19 protein-coding genes, 1 tRNA gene and 1 pseudogene are annotated in these 20,166 nt (G+C 57.8%); 13 read left to right on the plus strand and 8 right to left on the minus strand.

The window, feature by feature from the left end; all coding sequences use genetic code 11:
• The first annotated feature begins 113 nt into the window (after window positions 1-113).
• Together htpX and BMOU_RS06790 are read left to right on the plus strand one after the other, a co-directional pair.
• Window positions 114-1,121 carry a zinc metalloprotease HtpX gene (htpX, locus tag BMOU_RS06785; protein WP_034876118.1) on the plus strand — a complete coding sequence of 336 codons (1,008 nt, stop codon included), beginning with the start codon at window positions 114-116 and terminating at the stop codon, window positions 1,119-1,121.
• A 125-nt stretch (window positions 1,122-1,246) separates the two neighbouring features.
• Window positions 1,247-1,320 (plus strand) — tRNA-Gly (locus BMOU_RS06790).
• A 135-nt stretch (window positions 1,321-1,455) separates the two neighbouring features.
• Here the strand turns inward: BMOU_RS06790 and BMOU_RS06795 are convergent.
• Entirely contained in the window at window positions 1,456-1,737 is a 282-nt protein-coding gene (locus BMOU_RS06795; RefSeq protein ID WP_034876120.1) for a helix-turn-helix domain-containing protein, read from the minus strand.
• A gap of 128 nt (window positions 1,738-1,865) precedes the next feature.
• Here BMOU_RS06795 and BMOU_RS06800 point away from each other — a divergent pair, with 128 nt between their 5' ends.
• On the plus strand, window positions 1,866-2,825 hold the full coding sequence (locus BMOU_RS06800) for a hypothetical protein (RefSeq protein WP_235143740.1): 960 nt from the start codon (window positions 1,866-1,868) through the stop codon (window positions 2,823-2,825).
• A gap of 141 nt (window positions 2,826-2,966) precedes the next feature.
• Here BMOU_RS06800 and BMOU_RS06805 read toward each other — a convergent pair whose 3' ends face one another.
• On the minus strand, window positions 2,967-3,977 hold the full coding sequence (locus tag BMOU_RS06805) for a protein rep (protein WP_235143772.1): 1,011 nt from the start codon (window positions 3,975-3,977) through the stop codon (window positions 2,967-2,969).
• Between BMOU_RS06805 and BMOU_RS11605 the strand changes: the two genes are divergently transcribed.
• Complete coding sequence (locus tag BMOU_RS11605) at window positions 3,861-4,121, plus strand: hypothetical protein (protein ID WP_137648421.1); 261 nt, start codon at window positions 3,861-3,863, stop codon at window positions 4,119-4,121. The two genes, BMOU_RS06805 and BMOU_RS11605, sit on opposite strands and share 117 nt — an antisense overlap.
• Before the next feature lie 190 nt (window positions 4,122-4,311).
• Here the strand turns inward: BMOU_RS11605 and BMOU_RS06810 are convergent, their stop codons facing one another.
• From BMOU_RS06810 to BMOU_RS06830, 5 genes are all read right to left on the minus strand, one after another.
• Entirely contained in the window at window positions 4,312-5,148 is an 837-nt protein-coding gene (locus BMOU_RS06810; protein ID WP_051428934.1) for an FtsK/SpoIIIE domain-containing protein, read from the minus strand.
• The gene (locus tag BMOU_RS06815; RefSeq protein ID WP_034876124.1) at window positions 5,145-5,516 is read right to left on the minus strand and encodes a hypothetical protein; all 372 of its coding nucleotides are present in this window, start codon (window positions 5,514-5,516) and stop codon (window positions 5,145-5,147) included. Before BMOU_RS06815 ends, BMOU_RS06810 begins: the two co-directional genes overlap by 4 nt.
• A gap of 5 nt (window positions 5,517-5,521) precedes the next feature.
• Window positions 5,522-5,923, minus strand: coding sequence for a hypothetical protein (locus tag BMOU_RS06820; protein ID WP_034876127.1), 402 nt, complete (start codon window positions 5,921-5,923; stop codon window positions 5,522-5,524).
• 130 nt (window positions 5,924-6,053) lie between these two features.
• Window positions 6,054-6,788: a hypothetical protein gene (locus BMOU_RS06825; protein ID WP_034876128.1), complete on the minus strand. Its 735-nt coding sequence runs from the start codon at window positions 6,786-6,788 to the stop codon at window positions 6,054-6,056.
• Window positions 6,754-7,023: a helix-turn-helix transcriptional regulator gene (locus BMOU_RS06830; RefSeq protein ID WP_200864830.1), complete on the minus strand. Its 270-nt coding sequence runs from the start codon at window positions 7,021-7,023 to the stop codon at window positions 6,754-6,756. Before BMOU_RS06830 ends, BMOU_RS06825 begins: the two co-directional genes overlap by 35 nt.
• Window positions 7,024-7,190: 167 nt before the next feature.
• Here BMOU_RS06830 and BMOU_RS06835 point away from each other — a divergent pair, with 167 nt between their 5' ends.
• The 6 genes and pseudogenes from BMOU_RS06835 to BMOU_RS06860 all read left to right on the plus strand — a co-directional run bounded on the left by BMOU_RS06835 (window position 7,191) and on the right by BMOU_RS06860 (window position 13,967).
• The gene (locus tag BMOU_RS06835) at window positions 7,191-7,646 is read left to right on the plus strand and encodes a hypothetical protein (protein WP_034876129.1); all 456 of its coding nucleotides are present in this window, start codon (window positions 7,191-7,193) and stop codon (window positions 7,644-7,646) included.
• Between the two features lie 34 nt (window positions 7,647-7,680).
• Window positions 7,681-8,844 (plus strand): tyrosine-type recombinase/integrase, encoded by a 1,164-nt coding sequence (locus tag BMOU_RS06840; RefSeq protein WP_034876130.1) that lies wholly within the window; start codon window positions 7,681-7,683, stop codon window positions 8,842-8,844.
• Between the two features lie 212 nt (window positions 8,845-9,056).
• Complete coding sequence (locus BMOU_RS06845; RefSeq protein ID WP_034877376.1) at window positions 9,057-9,734, plus strand: nitroreductase family protein; 678 nt, start codon at window positions 9,057-9,059, stop codon at window positions 9,732-9,734.
• 381 nt (window positions 9,735-10,115) lie between these two features.
• Window positions 10,116-11,336, plus strand: a complete 1,221-nt coding sequence (locus tag BMOU_RS06850) for a helix-turn-helix transcriptional regulator (RefSeq protein ID WP_034876131.1) — start codon at window positions 10,116-10,118, stop codon at window positions 11,334-11,336.
• A 288-nt stretch (window positions 11,337-11,624) separates the two neighbouring features.
• Window positions 11,625-12,573, plus strand: a pseudogene (gene yddG, locus BMOU_RS06855) (aromatic amino acid DMT transporter YddG).
• Window positions 12,574-12,737: 164 nt separating this feature from the next.
• Entirely contained in the window at window positions 12,738-13,967 is a 1,230-nt protein-coding gene (locus BMOU_RS06860) for a hypothetical protein (RefSeq protein ID WP_235143741.1), read from the plus strand.
• 317 nt (window positions 13,968-14,284) lie between these two features.
• Here BMOU_RS06860 and fbaA read toward each other — a convergent pair whose 3' ends face one another.
• The gene (gene fbaA, locus BMOU_RS06865; protein ID WP_034876132.1) at window positions 14,285-15,373 is read right to left on the minus strand and encodes a class II fructose-bisphosphate aldolase; all 1,089 of its coding nucleotides are present in this window, start codon (window positions 15,371-15,373) and stop codon (window positions 14,285-14,287) included.
• Window positions 15,374-15,524: 151 nt separating this feature from the next.
• On the opposite strand from fbaA, the gene BMOU_RS06870 reads away from it, so the two are divergent.
• From BMOU_RS06870 to BMOU_RS06880, 3 genes are all read left to right on the plus strand, one after another.
• Entirely contained in the window at window positions 15,525-16,721 is a 1,197-nt protein-coding gene (locus BMOU_RS06870) for a polysaccharide deacetylase family protein (RefSeq protein ID WP_034876133.1), read from the plus strand.
• 255 nt (window positions 16,722-16,976) lie between these two features.
• Entirely contained in the window at window positions 16,977-18,263 is a 1,287-nt protein-coding gene (locus BMOU_RS06875) for an adenylosuccinate synthase (protein WP_034876134.1), read from the plus strand.
• A gap of 307 nt (window positions 18,264-18,570) precedes the next feature.
• The gene (locus tag BMOU_RS06880; protein ID WP_034876135.1) at window positions 18,571-20,142 is read left to right on the plus strand and encodes a ClC family H(+)/Cl(-) exchange transporter; all 1,572 of its coding nucleotides are present in this window, start codon (window positions 18,571-18,573) and stop codon (window positions 20,140-20,142) included.
• Window positions 20,143-20,166: the final 24 nt, after the last annotated feature.

The raw sequence follows: 20,166 nt of genomic DNA on the forward strand, positions 1-20,166 counted from the left end.
CGCGCCTTGTGCACCCCCTAGCATGTCGGCCTTCATAGGTGCGATTCAAGACCGATAAGGCGTCCAGCATGCACCCAGCAAAATACCAGACTGCGTCTTTACTCTTGAGCCCTATGAACGGCAAATTGCGGGTGCATGGCCATTGCAATGGTTTGAAGACAACGCTGCTTTTCGCGTTGATGTGGGGCGTCATCATGCTCATCTGGTGGGCCACCGGCGGCAGCCAGCGCACGCTCGGCATCTATATTCTCATCGGTCTCGGTTCGACCTTCGTCTCCTACTGGTTCTCCGACAAACTCGCCATCGCGTCGATGGGTGCGCGGGCCGTCAGCGAGCAGGAGGCGCCGATGCTGTACAAAATCGTGCGCGAACTGTCCGCGAAGGCCGGCAAGCCGATGCCGCGCATCTATATCGCGCCGACCATGAGTCCCAATGCCTTCGCGACCGGCCGTAACGAACGGCATGCGGCCGTCTGCTGCACGCAGGGCATTCTGCAGATGCTCAACGAGCGCGAGATTCGCGGCGTGCTCGGCCACGAGCTCATGCATGTGTACAATCACGATATTCTGACTTCCGCGGTCGCCTCCGCCATGGCCACGGTGATTTCGTATCTCGGCTATTCGCTCATGTATTTCGGAGGCGGCTCGTCACGAGACGACCGCGACGGCTCTTCCGGCAGCGGACTCGGACTGCTCGGCGTGCTGCTGAGTGCGATTCTTGCGCCGATCGCAGCCTCGCTGATTCAGATGGCGATTTCCCGTACGCGCGAATACGACGCCGATGAAGACGGTTCGATGCTGACCGGCGATCCCGAAGCGCTCGCCTCCGCGTTGAATAAGATTTCGTACGGTGCCGAGGCTGCGCCGATGCGTAAGACCGCGGGCACGCAGTCGGTGGCTGCGATGATGATCGCCAATCCGTTCTCTGCGGAAGGCTTCTCGCGCCTGTTCTCCACGCATCCACCGACCGCCGACCGCATCTCGCGACTCATGCAGATGAGCCGGGAGATGAAGGCGCAGGGCGTGCAGTCCGGGTATGCGACTGACGGCTACGTGCAGTCCGGGTATGCACAGGGAGGCTACGTGCAGGGCGGGTATTCGCAAGGGCCGTTCCGTAACTGATCGATGGCTTTGATCGGCGTCCGGTCATGCGGTGCGGGCTTGATGATCCGCATATCGGGAACCGTGTCTGCGGAGTCGCGAGCGGCGTGCTAAACTTGGCATCCGTGCCCAAAAGGCACATTTTTGCGGATGTAGTTCATCGGTAGAACGAAAGCTTCCCAAGCTTTAAAGGCGGGTTCGACTCCCGTCATCCGCTCCACTCAAAACCCTTGAAATTCCAGTCTTTTCAGCCGATTTTAGACATTCCCACAACCCTGCGAGGTAACTCTGAGGTAACAACTTCTGGGGAATGTCGTTCTTGCAATGGACTGAAATGACTGGCTGTTACCTTCCGTTACCTCGCGCGCAGATCGGGCCATGGTGTCGGCAGCAGTTCGTCGATGGACACGTCGAGTACCGTGGCCAAGGCGATGAGCGTTTTGGCCGTGGGATTCGCTGGACGGTCTTTTGATGAGCCGCCGCCCTCGAGCCGCTGGTATTGCAATCGTGACATTCCGGCGTCGTAGGCTACGCGCTCCTGACTGTAGCCGCGTTGCGCGCGGATGCGCCGGAGGTTCATTTCGAACTCACGGGTGTACTGAGTCCAATCCATGTCTGCGTTAATGCGTTCAGCCATGGTTTCAGCCAACAACTGTGCTACATTTATGTGGCTACATATATGTAGCTGTATGATTTGGGGTAGAATACGAGGGGTAGTAAAGGGGAGAGAGATGACCGAAGAGGAAAAGAAAGTTCCTGCCGCGGGTGAAAAAAGACAGCAGGAAGCGTACTGTCGTGATTGCCGCTGCTATCGCCGCGATCGTCGTCCTTGGTGGTGCTGGCGGCGGCTATGCTTACGCCGCGAATAAGGCGTATGAGTCTTATGAGGCTCAGGTCGAGTCCGCGAAGACCATCGACGCGAAACTCGTCAAGAAAATTGAAGACGCTCAGAATCTTGCCAAGGCGACGAAGGATACGGACGTGCTCGACAAGACCCTGCTGGATTCCCTGAACGCAAGTGTCAAGTCCGGCGAGGCTCAGAAGGGTAGTCCGAAAGCCGAAGATGTCAACAAGTGGGCACTTTGGGACGTGAGCAAGGCGAAGACCACGGTTGCCGATGATATCAGCGCGGCAACCAAGGCCATCAGTTCCATCGACGCCGCCATGGGCAAGGTTGAATCCTCCAAGACTGCCAAGCAGGTCAAGGACGCGAAGGACGCGCTCAACAAGACCGTCAGTGATGCGGAAACCCTGTACAAGGATTCCGAAGGCAAAGTGCAGGATGATAAGACGCGTGAAAGCCTGAAAACAGCCATCGACACGGCAAAGAAAACCTCCGATGATAAGAAGGCGGATGTGAAAGCCCTGAACGCGCAGAAAGACGCCGTATCCAACGCCGTCAAAAACGTAAACGACTCCAAGAGCGCGAAGGAACAAGCCGACGCGGAAGCCAAGGCCAAGGCCGAAGCCGAGGAGGCCGCACGCCAAGCCGCACAACAGCAGGCGACACAGTCCCAGACCCAAAGCTACTCGAACACGAGCAGTCATGCTAACAGTGGCACCAGCACCTATAGCGCTCCGACTCAACAGTCCCAGACACAACAGTCCACGCCACAGCAGAGCCAGACGCAGAATAATAGCTCTTCTAGTTCTAGTGGATATGCCAATTTCTGTGGCACGGTGGATACAAGTGGAAATGAATCAACCTTAACTCCATGTGATTAACACATCATTTGCGGGGCGTCTCTGACGATGGAAAGCACTTCATGCTCTCCATCGTCAGAGTAAGCGGCTAACACCATTTCCGGGGCTAATTTAACTCGATAAATAACTAAATAGATAACTAAATAGACTTATTCGTCCTTTTCAGATATGTGCGTCAGCGCGGACAGTGCGAATGATGTTCTCGGGATGATTGGCGTAATTGGTCATCCACTCGCTGGGGGAGATGTAGCCGATGACTTCGCCGACGCCTGTTCGTTTGCTGACGGTGTCGGCGTCGTTGGTCTCGAGGCCGTGGCTGTTGCGCAGGAATGCCGACCATGCGCGATCGAGCTGCGAGTCTTGCGTACGTGGCTTGTTACTGACGCGATACGGTCGCATTCCTTTCATGACGGCTTCCAGCTCGTGAATGACCCGCCATAGTTGGTTTTTCCCGTACATGGACCGTTCGGCGATGATTTCGCCTGTGGTCTGATTGCTTACGATGAGATGGTTGGGTCTGTCCCATGTGACGATCTCGCCTTTGCGTAGCGGGAACCATTGCTTGTTGGTTGATGCGTCCGTGCATAGGGCAGTGAGAAGTTCGAAATAGCTCCAGCTGCGTTTGGTGTGCCCGGTTTTCCGGGTTTCCATGGTCATTTCTTTGGCTACGTTCCAAGGCGCGGTTTTGTTGAGATATTGCGACAAAAGCACTTGCGAGGCATCGTCGAAATCGTCCACTGGTCTGATGTCGCTTTGCCGGATGTCGGCCTCAACGCCCTCTTTGGCGAGGGCTTTCTGCCAACGATGATGGAATCGTGCCTGTAAATTGACCAAATCGGATGCGGTGAGCGGCCTATCGATCATGAGCAGCAGGTGCAGATGGAAATGGTAGCCATGCCGTTGACTCCACGTCACTTCGATTCGGCTGATGATTCCCGCGATTTGGAAGTTATACCGGTCGCCTCTTTTCCGGTCGCGGTACTCTCCGCCGGTGGTCAGGGCCGTGCGGGCTTTTGAAATGGCGTGGGCGAGTTTTTCGGCGCTATCGGCGGGATTATGACCCATGGTCAAGGTCATGAAGGCTATGCCTCGATTTTGGCCTTGTTCATTGTTGGAAGACAGCCAGTATTGGATACCTTGCTCCATTTGTTTTGCGCGGCGGATGGCGAGAATCTGCGAGCAGCGGGGGCATTGTCCGGATTTGCAACGGTGCAGACCTCCGAATTGGAGTTTGCGGCTTCCGTTCTGTTGCGGGATTGCCCGCAATACGGCCATTCCACCGTATACGATGTTCCCGCTCACGAATTTGGAACATGATCTGATGGAAGATTGTGATGACATGCGCCATGTGACTCGCTGTAATTGCCATAGCAGTTCCGGAAATGCCATGTACGGGATGTGAAAATCCGATTTGGTGAAAGTCGGTGTCGGCGTCTTTTTTCTTGCGGATGGCATGGGGTTCCTTTCTTTCTGTCGCCTTGGTGGGTTTTGATGGATTTTGCGGGATTTATGGTTGGTTTTCTTTGTCTTGCTGGTGGGTGAAAGGCTTCAGAATGCCGGACATGATATGGATTTCATCCGCTTGCATCGGTGGAACCTGAAAGCGGATTGCCTCGTGCTTGAGGTCGTCGTAATACCATCCGCGACCTGGCGTTGAATGCGAGATGAGCCATGGCGCGGCACCTCGGGAGACGGCTTCGTCTCCTAGCGCCATCTTCGCTTCATCCTTGGAATTGAGCGCTAGGGCTATGCGTTCCGGGTAGTGATCGCGGGATTTGAAAAACTCCTTGCGGGGGTCCTGCACGGCGGCGATGACCATGATTCCTGCACTGCGCCCGGTCAGCAACAGGGTATCCAGAGCTTCTTGTGCCTGAGCTTGTAGCTTCTTCTGTTCGGGGCTGGTAGCTCCATATAGCTGGAGCGCTTCGTCGATGAGCATGACGATGAGCGGGGTCTGCACGGACCATCTGATTTCCGTCTCATGCCTTGATCTGAGCCATGCGTTGCGCTGTTTTACCAGCTCGACGGTTTCATGAAGCAGGTTTACGGCTTCCGGCAGAGTGGAAGCGATCTTTGTGTAGAATCCGGCGTATGCGTTGGCACTTACGCCATCCTTGAGGTCGATCGCCAGAAGTCGGACGCTGCCCTCGCGGAGGAATTCGTCGAGGGCCAGAAGAATATTCGCCAGCAACGTGGTCTTGCCGCTGCCGGTGGTGCCGGCAATGAGCAGATGTAGGCCGAGCGGAAGGTGGAAATCATCTTCACTTAGTTGGTTGGGAATGGCAAGAGCCGGTCGGCTGGTCGTAGCTTTCCGGCTCTTGTGTCTGATGGGGAATGGCATCATCGGGTGAACTTCCAGCTCCAGATACGTCGGTGTAGTGTCGGTGGCTCGGCGTCATCCATCTCCAGAACGTCCATGAGCTGCCCGGCCACGTCGGTGGCATCCTCAAAATTCCTAATTGTCGGAACTGTGCGCACGGGTACGCGGACGGACATGGCTACAGTGGCGGGCATCCAGAACGGGAACGGTCCCCACGTGATCCGGATGTCGTTGATGTCGGACTCGCTGACATGGAGAATGGCAGCGACAGTCTTAACGGTATCGCGTGTTTCATGGGTTATGACGCCGATAAGGGTCGCGAGGACGGCTATGAGTAGGCCAATGGCCGGGAGTAGGATGCCCGGCCATTGCAGAATCCATGGAAGACTCATTTTGGCTACTCTCCCGGTTTTGCCGGAATCGCGTTGCCGACGATGCGCATGCCGGAGGCTTGGAAAACGACGCTGGAGCCGCCTTCGCGACGGGTGTGCAGCACGGCGGCGAAATCATCGTCGAAACGAACCTGCGTACCGAGCTTGACGCGTTCCAACTCCGGACATTCAGGAATCTGGACGGTGAAGCATTCGGTGCTCACGCGGCCGAAACGCTCGTAATCGGTCAGGACTTCGACGGTGTGGAGAATCTTGCCGTCCTCGGTGCGCTGCTCCGGTGCCAGCTGGCCGGGGGCGAGTTTGGCACGCTCCTCGTCGGTGAGGTACTGGCGTACGATGTCGGTATGGCCGGTCAGAATCTGCGGCTTCGTCGACATGTCATGGAAATTGAATATGCCGTTTACCATGGCTTTTCCTTTCTGCATGTTGCTCTCACAACAAGAGTGCGGCATACCGGAGTGGTGAAAAATGGGCGGAAAAATGCAATGCCGGAACTGCGATGCAGTACCGGCAACGAATGTTGAAAGCAGGTGGGGTTTATCGTTTTTGAAAACGCCGGTCCAGTTCGTCGATGCGATAGAGGCGGTGCCGGCCTAAGGTCATGGTCGTTAGGGGTCTTCCACATGTGGGTTGTGCGTGATCGTACAGTCCGTGCTCGCTGATGCGGTAAGTGAGGGTGGCTTGGGCCTTTGGCATCCAGCAGGTTTCCGGCATGGTCGAGCATTCCATGAACTCATCCCAAAAACGGTAGGGTATCCACGCGGCCCCAAACGTTTCGCCTTGTGTGTGGCCAGCTGGGATATCATTCAGCTCGGGGTCGGTCCACTCGAGCTCGTCCGCGATCTCATACAACTTAACGAGTTCGTCGATTGCGTCGGCTGGTAGGCCGCGGGATTCCAGATAGTGTTTGCGATCTGCCGAGGCGTTTGCTCTGATGAAGGCGGCGTCGTGGGATGGAAGCCGTTCGGCGAGGGCCTGCACGCAACCGTTGATGTTGGAATAAATGCGTTTCTGGAGGCAGTCGAGACGGCTGTAGCGGCGGACGCTGTCTTGGGAAACGCCGAGATAGCGTGCGATGTAGGAGTATCGCAGCGGGTGGCCATGAGAGCTTCGCGTGGTGCCGCCGTCACTCTCGATGAAGTCGGCGGACTCGTACGGGTCGAGGAACGGATTGAACGGGTCCCGTGATTGCGGATTGCCCGTGAGTCCGTCGCGCAGCGGAAGCGGAGCGACGGACTCAAAACTGGGGGTGTGCCGTAGAGGTCTGCTCATTGGCGTCCATCCAATCGTCCACATCACCCTTGCGATACAGCACGGTGCGTGCCGTCGGCTTCAGGAATTTCGGGCCTTTTCCGGTGTATCGCAATTGTGCGAGAGCTTGCTTACTGATATTGCAGTATGCCGAGGTCTCTGCGATTGACATGTGAATCTGGCTTGGGTTCGGTGAGGCGATGACTTTGCGCATGAGGTTCTCGTACAGTGCCGTGGGGTCTCCCAATTGCTTCATCCTTTCAAATCGTAACTGTATGTTCTGATTTCAGATGATAACGGTCGGCGCAATGAATGCAAATCAAATCACAACGGCGTGTTTCGATTCAAATGATTATAATTCTAACTATGAGTTCCATTGATGATAAGATGATTGGCAGAAACGTAAGGAATCTCCGTGGAAACATGACCATGGAGATGTTGGCCGCGAAGATGCGTGATTTGGGCCATAAGTGGACGAAGATCACCGTTCACAACATCGAAACCGGTGATCGCCAGCTGCGTATGAAAGAGGCCGTGGACCTTGCCGAATGCGTCGGGGCCGACGCGGCTTCGGTCGTGAGTAATCTCGTGGTTTCCCAGAACGCCGTTGCGATGAACCGCGCGCTTACGGAGGCCGTGCGGGCCAGACGCACTTTCCTGCAGGGGAGCCGTATACTGCTCAATGCCAACGAGAAGTTACGCAAGGTCGGGACCGAATGCGATGCCATGGATGAGAACGAGAAGATCATCGGGCAACGGTGCGAAGATGAATTGCAGCTTGAAAAACAACTGGTCGAAATCGCCGAGAAGCTGGACGAACTGGCGAAGGCCCTCCGTATCGATGAGGAATCGGACACTCTGGCATTCAACCCATTCTGATTTTTGCCATTAACGGTTAGACGAAAGGAGATCTATGGCATCGATTCACAAGAGGACATTGAAAGACGGGTCCGTGAGATACTACGTGATGTGGCGAGACCCGGCGCACAAACAGAGGAAATTCGGCAACTGGCGGCGGAAAAGCGAGGCGGCCGCCTACAAAATCCAAGTCGAACAAGGCCTGCACACGGGAACCTACGTGGACCCCAAAGCGGGAGAGATCACGGTGGACGAACTCGCCTCGACATGGCTCACAGGTAAGGCCGGAACCGTGAAACGTAAGTATTACATGGACTTGCAGACTGCATACCGGCTCCATGTGCAACCGGCATGGGGGTTACGGCCGATTAACGGCATCCGCCATTCCGAAGTCCAAACGTGGGTCTCGCAGATGAGCCAAGGTGATACGGCCGCCATGAATAATGCGAAGTCGGCGTCTGAGAAATGCAAGTTCAAGCCCAAAAGCGCTTCCGTCGTACAGCGCGCGTTCGGAGTCCTCAAAGGCATCCTCGAAATGGCCCGGGACGACGGCCTGATCGTCAGACTCCCCACGGAGAAGATCATGCTTCCCCGGAAGGTTCCCAAAAAACGCACATACTTAACGGCTGAGCAGTTGGTGGCCCTTTCCAAAGTGTCCGGCCGTCACGGGGCGCTGGTCTTAACGCTCGGGTTTTGCGGCCTGCGGTGGGGAGAGGCCGCCGCACTTCGCGTCGAGGACGTTTCCGTCGACGAACGAAGACTGCGGATTCGGCGCAACTGGGTTCGCGCGGGCCGGGAAATGATCGAAACGGAGCCAAAGACATGGGAACGGCGTGATGTGCCGGTGCCGGAATACGTAATGGCCGCAATCCAAAAAGAGATACAGGGGAAAGGGCCGGACGATCTGGTCTTCACGGATGCCGGTGGAGGTCGCATCCATGAGCAATCCGCCTCCGTGCATCCGAAGGACGCGGATGCCCAGCAGTGGTTTGGCAATGAGTTGCGCGATGCTGGTGTACCGGTCCTGACGTGTCATGATCTAAGGCACACGGCGGCAAGCATCGCGGTGCATTCGGGAGCCAACGTGAAGGCTCTCCAGCGGATGCTCGGGCATAAGAGTGCGGCGATGACCCTCGACCGATACGCCGATCTCTTCGACAAAGATTTGGACACCGTTTCCGACGCTGTCGGACGGGAAATCGCCAAAGCTCTGAGGTAACACTGAGGTAACACCTTCAGAAAAACAACATGATCGAAGCCTTCTTCGATGACCGTAAAAGGCTGGAATTTCAAGCTTTCTGGTATTGAAGGCGCATGGTGCCAAGGGGGAGTATAGGGTTCGACTCCCGTCATCCGCTCCACGATTTCTCCAACTTTAAGATTATTCCAACAGCGTAGCCATGGAAGCCGGTCAAAAGCTAAGGTATGAGCATGGATATGCTTGAAGCGATGCGTTCGCGGCACACCGTACGTGCCTACACCGACAAATCGATACCCAACGACATCGTATCGTTGCTTACCATGCGCATTGCGCATGACAATCAGAAGTATGACACGGCCATCACCCTGCGAACCGAAGACACAACCGCGTTTGGTCTCATCTTCAAGCTGACGCGCGCCAAGGGCGTGCGCAATTTCCTCATCATGTCCGCGGATCTGCATGAGGGGGAGGATCCGCGGGAATTGGACGAACGGTTGGGATGCGCGGGAGCCGATCTCATGCTGTACGCGCAGACCCTGGGCCTCAATACCTGGTGGGCGGGCGGCACCTACAGTCGTGCGACCGTGGCCAAAATGGCGAAGGGCAACCGGACCATCGCCGTCATCGCCATCGGATACGGGGCGGAGCAAGGCGAGCCGCACCAATCCAAGTCCGTTTCCGAAGTCTGCAAATATGACGGTGAGGCCCCCGCATGGTTCACGGACGGTGTGAAAGCGGTACTGCTTGCACCGACGGCGTTCAACAGACAGGACTTTTTCATCGAAGGGCATGGGCGGACCGTGTCTATCCGCCTGACCAACGAGACGTCATACTCCGGAGCCGATCTGGGTCTGGTCAAATATCATTTCTCTCTGGGCGCGGGAGCCGACAATTTCGACTGGGCCTGAGTCCGACGGGCTCTCGTGGGTGTAGGCCGTTTCAGGCCCCGGTTTGTCCGATTCTCCCGAATCAGCCACGTAGAGGCCAAAAGTATGGGCCTGTTTGTCCGATTCTGGTGAATCGGACACCAAGGGTGTGGCGAAACGTACGTGGATGGCTGATTCACCAGAATCGGACAAACCGGGGGAGGAAATGTGGTCCGCCGCAACCGCCGGTTGCGGGAGAAATCTGGTTGCACCACGCCCATGCAACCGCAAGATGGTGGCACGCAACCGAAGCCGTGTGACAATCTGCAATCATCAATCACAAGCACGTCCCGCAATCTCACGGGCAGGCCGATCGTCAGTCGCTGGTGAGACGACGGGACTAATCGCAACAAAGGAGCGAAGATGAGCTTCAGGGAGAATCTGCAGTACCTGCGCGGCACCCGCAACATGACGCAGGAGCAGCTGGCGATGCTGCTCGGCGTCTCACGGCAGGCCATCTCGAAATGGGAGTCCGAAAAAGCATATCCGGAAATGGACAAACTCCTGATGATCTGCGATTTGTTCGACGTAACGCTCGACGATCTGGTGATGGGCGACGTTCGCAGACCGCGTTCGGGAATGCGTGGATCGACTGCCGGCATGTCCGCGATTTCCGGAACGACCAAGACCGGCGTAGCGGTCCCGCAACCGGCCGGTTTTGCGGTATCCTCGTCGTCGCCACGGAATCAGACGGAATCATCGGCTTCGGCGGAAGACGCGCCGACCATGCTGCATGCGGATACTCCCGCCGCGACACGGCATTCCGCAGTGCCGCAGCATTCCGCAGTGCCGCAGGACATGGTCGGCTATGACAGGCATATGAAAATTCATGCATGGCTGGTTGCGCTCGGTGTCGCCGCGATCATTCTCGGCGTTGCGGCCAGTCTGCTGTTCGATTCCGAAAACTCAATCATCGGGCACAGTCCGATGAACGGATTCCTGACCGCCGCAATGGTTATGCTCGGCGTAATCGTGGGCTGTGCGTTGCTGATTCCCGCCGGTGTCATGCATGGCGATTTCCAGCGGCGCCATCCATATATTCAGGATTTCTATACGGATGATGACAAGTCGCGCGCAGCCATCGAAAATGGCATCGGTACGGCTGCGGGCGTGGGTCTGATCATGGTCGGCGTGGGCGTGACGGTGTACTGCAACGAAATGCTCGGCATCAACGACGGATGGCCGATCAGCATAATGCTGGCGCTGGCGGCCGTAGCCGTGTTCTGCTTCATTTTCACCAGCATGCGGCTTAACCGCACAAAACTCGCCAAATACAATCGCGAAAGCGAGGAGCGCAATGCGGAGGATGATTCCGAGAACTCACCGCAGTCCACGCAGTCTACGAACGCGACCGACAAGTACTACGACAAACTCGCCGGGGCGGTGTGCGGCATCATCATGCTGACCGCAACGGTGGTGGCACTGCTCATGCTGTTCGTAGGCGTCAATGTGAATGCCGCGCACGGCGGTAATCCAGGTTTCTGGGGAGCTATTTTCTGGATTCCCTGGCCGATTGGCGGCGTTTTGTGCGGCATTGCGAGCACGGTCATCCAGCTGCTGAAGATTCGCGCCGGTCGGCGGTAGGGCGAGTGCTGGAATGGGGGCGGTGGGCTGTGACTCTGGAGTGCTGCGGTGTGTGGGTGCCGTAGGCGGTTTCTTCGCAGAACCCTATGTGTCCGATTCTGGCGAATCGGACATTCACGCCCCGTCTCATGTATCCCATGTGTCCGTTTCTCCAGAATCGGACACATATGGTGCAATTTGATGGCATTGAGTGACTGATTCTGGCGAATCGGACATCTAGGCACCTGATATTGGAACCTGGTTGGCTGATTCTCCAGAATCGGACAACCGTTGGGCGGGTGAAGTAGCATGGTGCGCGTGAAAACAGACGAGAGGAAGACCACGCGCAATCCGCTACTCGGACATGCGATTTCACATCGGGGCACGATCGTCGGACTGTGCGCGATCGTGCTGTGGGGATTCATGGCCGGACTGGTGCGTCTCGTCGCCGATGCATTCGGTGCGACGCTCGGATCCGCGTTGATATACACCGTCGGCGGTGTAACGCTGATGGTCGTACGTCGGCCGGCGCCGATTCGTAAGGCACCACGCAAGTATCTGATTATCGGCGGTGTCACATTCATCGCATATGAGGCGTCGATCTCGTTGTCAATCGGACTTGCCTCGACGGCTGCGCAATCCGTGGAAGTCAGCCTCGTCAACTATCTGTGGCCTACATTGCTGGTACTCATGACTGCCGCGGTCTCGCATAAACGTGGTGCGGTCTGGAAGGCGTTGCCTGGCGCGATCGTGGCGACGATCGGTGTGGCGATGGCCGTCGGAGGTGAAAGTCTCGACGTGCATGAGGCCATACGCAACATCGCTTCGAATCCACTGCCGTATGTTCTGGCGCTCGCGGGAGCGTTCATATGGTCGGTGTATGCAACCGTGACACCTGCGATATCCGACGGCTATGACGGTACGACGATTTTCTTCTGCTGTGTGGCTGTGGTGCTGTGGGTGATTCATTTTGTATCCGGTCAGGGTTGGCCGACGTCCATGCCACCGGTAAGCGGATATGTGGCGCTGGTGGCCTGTGCGCTGTCGATTGCCGGCGGATACGCCTGCTGGGGGGTATGGCATGTTGCATGGGAACATGGAGACACTGGCCGTCAGCTCATATGCCACTCCCGTATTCTCCACCGCATCCAGCATGGTGCTGCTCGGCGTGGCTTTGGGTGCGCCGTTCTGGATCGGCGTGGTGCTGGTGGTGGCGGGCTCGCTGATTAATCTGTGGTTCGCGAGGTGCACCCGCTAGCTCCCTCCTACGTGTCCGATTCTCCCGAATCAGACACGTAGACCGGTCCGTACGTTGCGTGAGTGTCCGATTCTGGTGAATCAGTCACATGCATTCCGTCTCCTATATCCCAGTTGTCCGATTCTCCCGAATCAGACATATACGGTGTGATATGGCGGCATTGAATGACTGATTCACCAGAATCGGACAAACTGGGGGACGGAGGAAAAGGACTCCCGCCGTTTCGGACGAAGCGGATGCCCCGGACCGGGCCACCCGACCGCCTCGCGACACGCCCGAAGCTGTGGATAACTCCCGTCCTCCGACCACAACCCCTGATTTTGCGGCGCACCAGCCTAAAAATCCCCTATCTTGTGCGCATGAACATGCACAAGCATCCCCTTGCAAGAGTGACGAAAGCTCAGCGACGCCTGGACGCGATGCTTCATCAAGCCCATGCGCGGCGTCGTCTTGCGGTACCCGACCAGCCCAGGGACCGCCGCGCCTTCCAGCGCCGTATGCGCACCGGCATGATCATCATGCCGAAGAAAGGCTGCTATATCAGCGCGCAGCAATGGAATGCGCTTTCTTATGCCAATCGCATCATATGGACGCTCCGAACGGTCTGCCACCAACATCCGGACTGGGTGCTGTGCGGGCCATCCGCCGCTGGTGCGTATGGCTACTCGACCACTTTGCAACTGCAGCGGTATGTGCACATTGCAGTAACGGAACGTTCCAAGGCGGGCCGTCACGGCTTCGTAATCGCACATTTTTACAAGGATCCTCCGCCGACGAAAGTCGTGGATGGCATGCGGGTCACTGGGGAAATCCAGACCATGGCGGACTGTGCGCGGATGCTGGATTTCGAGCATGCGATGATCGTATGCTGTACTGGCTTGCGTAAGGGCAATCTCACGAAAGAGAAACTGCGGGAGTTCGTCGACAACAAGAGAAAAATCGGTGGCATCATCCGTGCACGTTATGTTGCGGAGCGTGTGGAGCCGGCGTGCGAGAATGGCGGCGAGGTGGCCGCGTTCGCTGCGATGCTGGAATTGGGGTTCGCGCAGCCGAAGGTGCAGGTTACTTACGTGAGTCCGCTGGACGAGCGTGATATCAGACCTGATTTTTCATGGAAACGTGATGATGGCAGCATTGTGGTCGGTGAGCTGGACGGTCGGCAGAAGTACGTGGATCCGTCCATGACGGTCGACGGCGACACGATTGGTGTGATTCTACGCGAGAAGGACCGTGAAAGCGAACTGAATATGCTGAAGATTGACGTCGTGAGATTCCAGATGGAACATGTCCGGGCCCGGGAACCGCTACGACAGCGGCTGGATGCGGCTCGGGTGCCGCGTAATCCGCTCGCCCGTGTCTCGCCATTTGCGGGATTCCGCAGCGCCGCCTACTAGAATCCTCCGCTCTTCGTTCCCGAATCCTGTCCGTATCCGAATTTTTGCCGTATTGCTCCCGCCGGGTGATCCGGTCCTTTGGCATGCCCGGTTCGTGAGATGTGCGAGCCGTGAGATACGTGAGCCGATCCGGCAGGCGCACGACCTTGGCCGAGTCTCCCACATGTCCGATTCTGGTGAATCAGCCACAACGGAAGGGTAATTGCCATGTTGTGTGTCCGATTCACCAGAATCGGACACACAACATGGGATCAGGGGTGTGCGGATGGCTGATTCACCAGAATCGGACACATGGAGGGGAGGGACGTGCGGAGGAACTACTTCAGCGCGCGGCCTGCGGAACCCAGCTGCTTACAGGCCTCGACCACACGTGCGGCCATCGCGGATTCGGCCTCTCGACCCCACGAGCGTGGGTCGTAGAACTTCTTGTTGCCGACTTCTCCATCGATCTTCAGCACGGAATCGTAATTGCGGAACATGTGTCCGGCAATCGCGCGGGAGAACGCATACTGCGTATCCGTGTCGATGTTCATCTTGACCACGCCGTAGCTGACTGCCTCCGCAATCTCGGCCGCCGACGATCCGGAACCACCGTGGAACACCAGCGGGAACGGCTTGCCTTCCGGCATATCCGGCAGTGCGCAAGCCGAAACGTGTGCGGCGTCAACGCTTCCAAGACGCCCGTCATGCGCGGCCTCCCACACCTCGGCCTGAATGTCGTGCAGCAATCGTGGGCGCAGCTGCACCACGCCCGGCTTGTACGCGCCATGCACGTTGCCGAACGTGAACGCGGCCATGTAGCGGCCATGCTCGCCCAATCCCAATCGTTCCGCCACACGCACGCCGTCGGCCGGCGTGGAATACAGCTTTTCGTTGATTTCCGCGGAATGGCCGTCCTCCTCGCCGCCGACCGCGCCGATTTCAATCTCGAGCACGGTGTGCGCCTTCACGGACTTTTCCAGCAGCTCCTCGGCGATATCAAGATTCTCTTCCAGCGGAACCGTCGAACCGTCCCACATGTGCGACTGGAACGTCGGCTCCTCGCCGCGCCTGACCTGCTCCGCCTCGTGCGCGAGCAGAGGGCGGACCCATTCGTCCAAATATTGCTTGGCGCAATGGTCGGTATGCAGCGCCACCGTGATGTTCGGATAGTGCGCTGCCACCTCATGCGCGAATGCGGCGAATGCGAGCGATCCGACCACACGATCGTTGATCGACTGCCCGGAGAAATATGCGGAACCGCCCACCGACACCTGGATGATGCCGTCGGATTCCGCCTCGGCGAATCCCTGCAGTGCCGCGTTCAGCGTCTGCGTGCTGGTCACATTGATTGCAGGATATGCGTAGCCGCCACGGCGTGCGGCATCCAGCATCTCGGCATAACGTTCAGGAGTTGCGATAGTCATGTCTCCATTATGTCTCGTTTTGTGACACTTTGCTTTCCACATCGTGACTCCGGGGGCGTTTGCCGACCGGATCGTTTGCCGATGCGGCAACGTCGCCTACAATTGCGGTAATCCCGATACGATTACGGAAATGGCGGCGAAAGAAACCAGCATGACTTTGGAAGACGATATCGAAGAGCTGTCTTTTGAGGATAGCGTCCGTCCGCCGCGCAAACGTCGCACCTGGCTGCGCGTCATACTTGCGATGCTGCTGGCCGTACTGACCGTCGGCAGTGCGACGGGTGGCTGGTATCTGTGGAACTATCATCTGCGCCGCATTCCGATTACCGTCAATCGCGTCAACCGGCTCGTTCGCGTCGACAGCACGATCGCGACCCTGCTGCGTGACAACGATGATTTCAACACCAAGCCCGGCCGGTTGCTGGACATCACCGGTAAGGTGCTCGACAAACGCGGCGGCGGGGCGATCGTCGTGAAACGTAACGGCGCCGTCGTGGCGACCTCGCGGCTTGACGGCACGCACATGGCCGACAACGACGTGATCACCGTGGAATCCGGCAAGGACCGGACCGAAGCGCACACCGTACGCTACGACACAGTCAAATATGGTACCGACATCGATCTCAACAATGGGCCATTGCAGGAAGTCAAACAGCTTGGTAAAGACGGCAAAAAGGAGATCTGGGTCGGACGGAGATCCAAGAAGGAAGTCGACAAAGGGTTCTCGCAAAAACCGCAGAACCTGGTCGTGCAGTCGCGCTCGCCGCGACCGGCCGGACGCAAGGTGATCGCACTGACATTCGATGACGGCCCAAGCCAATACAGCGACAAGATCCTGGACATACTCAAGGAGAAGGGCGCGAAGGCGACGTTCTTCGACGTCGGCGAGAGCGCCGCGCAATACCCGAAGCAGGAGAAGCGCATGCTTACGGAAGGGCATCAGGTGGCGAGCCACAGCAACACGCATCCGTACATGCCGAAGATGGGCCGCGACGAGCTACGTGCGGAGATCAAGGCCGGATTCGACAATCTGAAGCAGGCGTCCGGATTGGAGACGCGGGTGATGCGTTCGCCATACGGTGCGTTCGGCGTGGAGCAGTGGAAGCAGTGCGCCGACCTGCTCGACATGAACGTGCTGTGGGATATCGATACGGAGGACTGGAAGATGCCGGGAGCGCAGGCCATTCATGATGCGGTGCTGAACAATGCGCATAACGGTGCGGTGGTGCTGATGCATGACGGTGGCGGCGACCGGTCGCAGGACGTGGAGGCGCTGCCGGGGATCATCGACGATCTGAAGAAGCAGGGGTATGAGTTCGTGACCGTGGCACAGCTGAGCAGAATGTAGGCGCGGGATGGATGGTGAGGGCCGATGCCCGGGGAACGCCGGATTCCCATTTGTCCGATTCTGGTGAATCAGACAGACGGAGCGCCTCGGCGTATGCCCGAATGACCGATTCTGGAGAATCGGACAAATAAGGGGTGAAAGGTGGGCGTGCATGGCTGATTCTCCAGAATCGGACGAACGGAATCGGCGGTACTCAGTAGAGGGCTCAAGGTACGCTGTTTTCGGCGGAATAAGGCGACAGCGTGGAGGTGCGTTATGCCGGGTATCGTGTTGATTGGCGCTCAATGGGGCGACGAAGGTAAAGGCAAGGCCACCGATTTGATCGGCACCAAGGTCGATTACGTTGCGCGCTTCAACGGCGGCAACAACGCAGGCCATACCGTGGTGGTCGGCGACGAATCCTACGCACTGCATCTGCTGCCGTCCGGCATCATCAGCCCGACTGCCACGCCGGTCATCGGCAACGGCGTCGTAGTGGATCCGGAAGTGCTGCTTGAAGAGATCGATGGCCTCGAAAGCCGCGGTGTGGACTGCTCCCGTCTGCTGCTGAGCGAAAGCGCGCATATCATCGCGCCGTATCATCGCGTGCTCGACAAGGTGACCGAGCGCTTCCTCGGCAAGCATAAGATCGGCACCACCGGCCGCGGTATCGGCCCCGCCTACGCCGACAAGATCAATCGCGTCGGCATCCGGGTGCACGACTTGTTCAACGCGGAACATCTGCATGACAAGGTCGAGGCAAGCCTGCATCAGAAGAATCAGATGCTGGTCAAACTGTACAACCGTCGTCCGATCGACGTGGACCAGACCACCGATGAGCTGCTGAAGCTTGGTGAACGCCTGAAGCCTTACGTTGCCAATACCTCCTTGGTGCTGAACAAGGCGCTTGACGAGGGCAAGACCGTATTGTTCGAGGGTGGCCAGGCCACCATGCTTGACGTGGATCATGGCACCTACCCGTTCGTGACCTCCTCCAACCCGACCGCCGGCGGCGCGTGCACCGGTACCGGTGTCGGCCCGACCAAGATCACCCGCGTGATCGGCGTCTCCAAAGCGTATGTGACCCGTGTCGGCGAAGGTCCGTTCCCAACCGAACTGTTTGGTGAGGATGGCGAGTGGCTGCGCGCCCAAGGTCACGAATACGGTGTGACCACCGGTCGCCCGCGCCGCTGTGGCTGGTTCGACGCGGTCGTGAATCGTTACGCCTCGCAGGTCAACGGACTGACCGATATCGTGCTCACCAAGCTTGATGTGCTTACCGGTTTGAAGGAGATTCCGATCTGCGTGGCCTACAGCGTGAACGGCGAACGTCACGATGATATGCCGACCGATCAGGCTGAATTCGCTGCGGCCAAGCCGATTTACGAGACGATGCCGGGTTGGACCGAGGACATTTCGCAGGTGCATGCTTTTGAGGACCTGCCGCAGACCTGCCAGGATTATGTCAAGCGTCTTGAAGAACTGTCCGGATGCCGTATTTCCGTGATCGGCACCGGCCCGCAGCGCGATCACATCATCCAGATTAACTCGCTCATCGACTGATTTCCGCTACGCATCATTGGCGGCATACGTATGATTGGTGTCGGCAGGTGTATGCCTGGCCGGCACCTTTTGCTATCCGTTTGTTTGTCCGAATCTCCCGAATCAGACAACCAACGGGTAACCTGACGCTCCTATTTGTCCGATTCTGGTGAATCGGACATTCGAGGGCTGGTTTGGATACGGTGAGTGTCCGATTCTGGAGATTCGGACACGTGCGGACCGATGGTGAGGCCGTGGATGACTGATTCACCAGAATCGGACATTCGGGGTGCAGGCATAATGGACAGGAAGACAGGAGCGCAATGCGATGAGTTCGATTCCGACCATCGACAGGCTGATTCCACGATTCGACCATCTGAAGTGGAAGATGGCCGCGGCCGGTGTCGCTGTCGGCTTGCTTTCCGGTCTGCTGGTGGTCGTCTACCGGCTTGGCATCGAATATGGCACGGATTGCGCACGTTGGATGTACGCGCAGATTCGGAACCAGCCATGGCTGCTTGCGCCGTGGGCGGCTGCGGCCGTCATCAGCGCCCTGCTCATCGTCTGGATGGTCGGCAAGGAGCCGATGGCCGGCGGCAGTGGCATTCCTCAAACCAATGGCGTGGTGATCAACGGTCTGAGGATGCGCTGGCAAAGCATTCTGCCGGTCCGTTTCGTCGGCGGCCTGCTGGGCTCGCTGTTCGGCCTGTCGCTTGGCCGCGAGGGGCCGTCCATCCAAATAGGCGCATCCGGGGCGCAGTTTCTGTCGCATCGTCTGCGTGGCCGACGCCGTGAGGACGCGCAGGAGCATTATCTGGTGTCCGCCGGTGCCGCCGCTGGCCTTTCCGCTGCGTTCAGCGCCCCGCTTTCCGGCATGATGTTCGCGCTCGAAGGCATTCATCGCAGTTTTTCGCCCGCTATTCTGATGGGTGCGACGGCTGCCTCACTGACCGCCGATTTCGTTTCGAAGTATTGTTTCGGATTGCGTCCCGTGCTGGATTTCGGCGTGATCGAGCAACTGCCTCTTACCGAATACGTCTGGCTGATTCCGCTTGGGATCGTCGCAGGTTTGGTCGGTACGCTGATGAACCGTTCCCTGCTCGGACTGCAGACGTTATATGGCAGGCTTCCGGCGTGGAGTCGCCCGATGATCGCCATCGCGATCGCTCTGCCGGTCGGCGTCTGGTTGCCGGATGTGCTCGGAGGCGGGTCGAACCTCATCGCATTGTCCGAAAAGGCCGAAACAGGCATCGGTATGCTGTGCCTATTGTTCGTGGCGAAGATGATCTTCACCGGTACCAGTTTTGGTTCCGGCACGCCAGGCGGTATTTTCATGCCGATTTTGGCGGTCGGTTCGTTGGCTGGCGGCATCTGCGGTGAGGCCGCACGTCAGTTCGTCGGATTGCAGGCGCAGTCCGTGGCCGTATTTGCGGTCTGTGTGATGACGGGCACGTTGGCGGCCTCCGTGAAGACGCCGATTACTTCGATCTTGTTGGCCGTTGAGATGTCGGGTACGTTGACGCACATGCTGCCGATTGCGGCGGTGGCCTTCATCGCGCTTCTTGTCTCCGACTTGCTGCGCACCAAGCCGATCTACGGTGAGTTGTTGGCGCGGTATATGAAGGCGCAAGGCATGGAGTCGAATATACCGGGCCATGTTGGCAGCGGGGTGATGGAACTTCCGTTGGAGATGGGTGCCGAAGCGGATGGCAAGCGGGTACGTGACGTGGCATGGCCGTCAGGTTGCCTGATTATCGGACTGCGTCGCGGCGAACGCGAGACCGTGCCGCGCGGGGATACCACATTGCGTGCCGGTGACTATCTGGTGGTGTTGTTCAGCGGCGAGGAGGAGCGTGAGGTGCGTCTCGCCATGCATCGGCTGTGTGATGTCGGCCTGTGAGCGCCGTTTGCATGTCTGATTCTG

It is taken from the genome of Bifidobacterium moukalabense DSM 27321 (assembly GCF_000522505.1).
Lineage (GTDB): Bacteria > Actinomycetota > Actinomycetes > Actinomycetales > Bifidobacteriaceae > Bifidobacterium > Bifidobacterium moukalabense.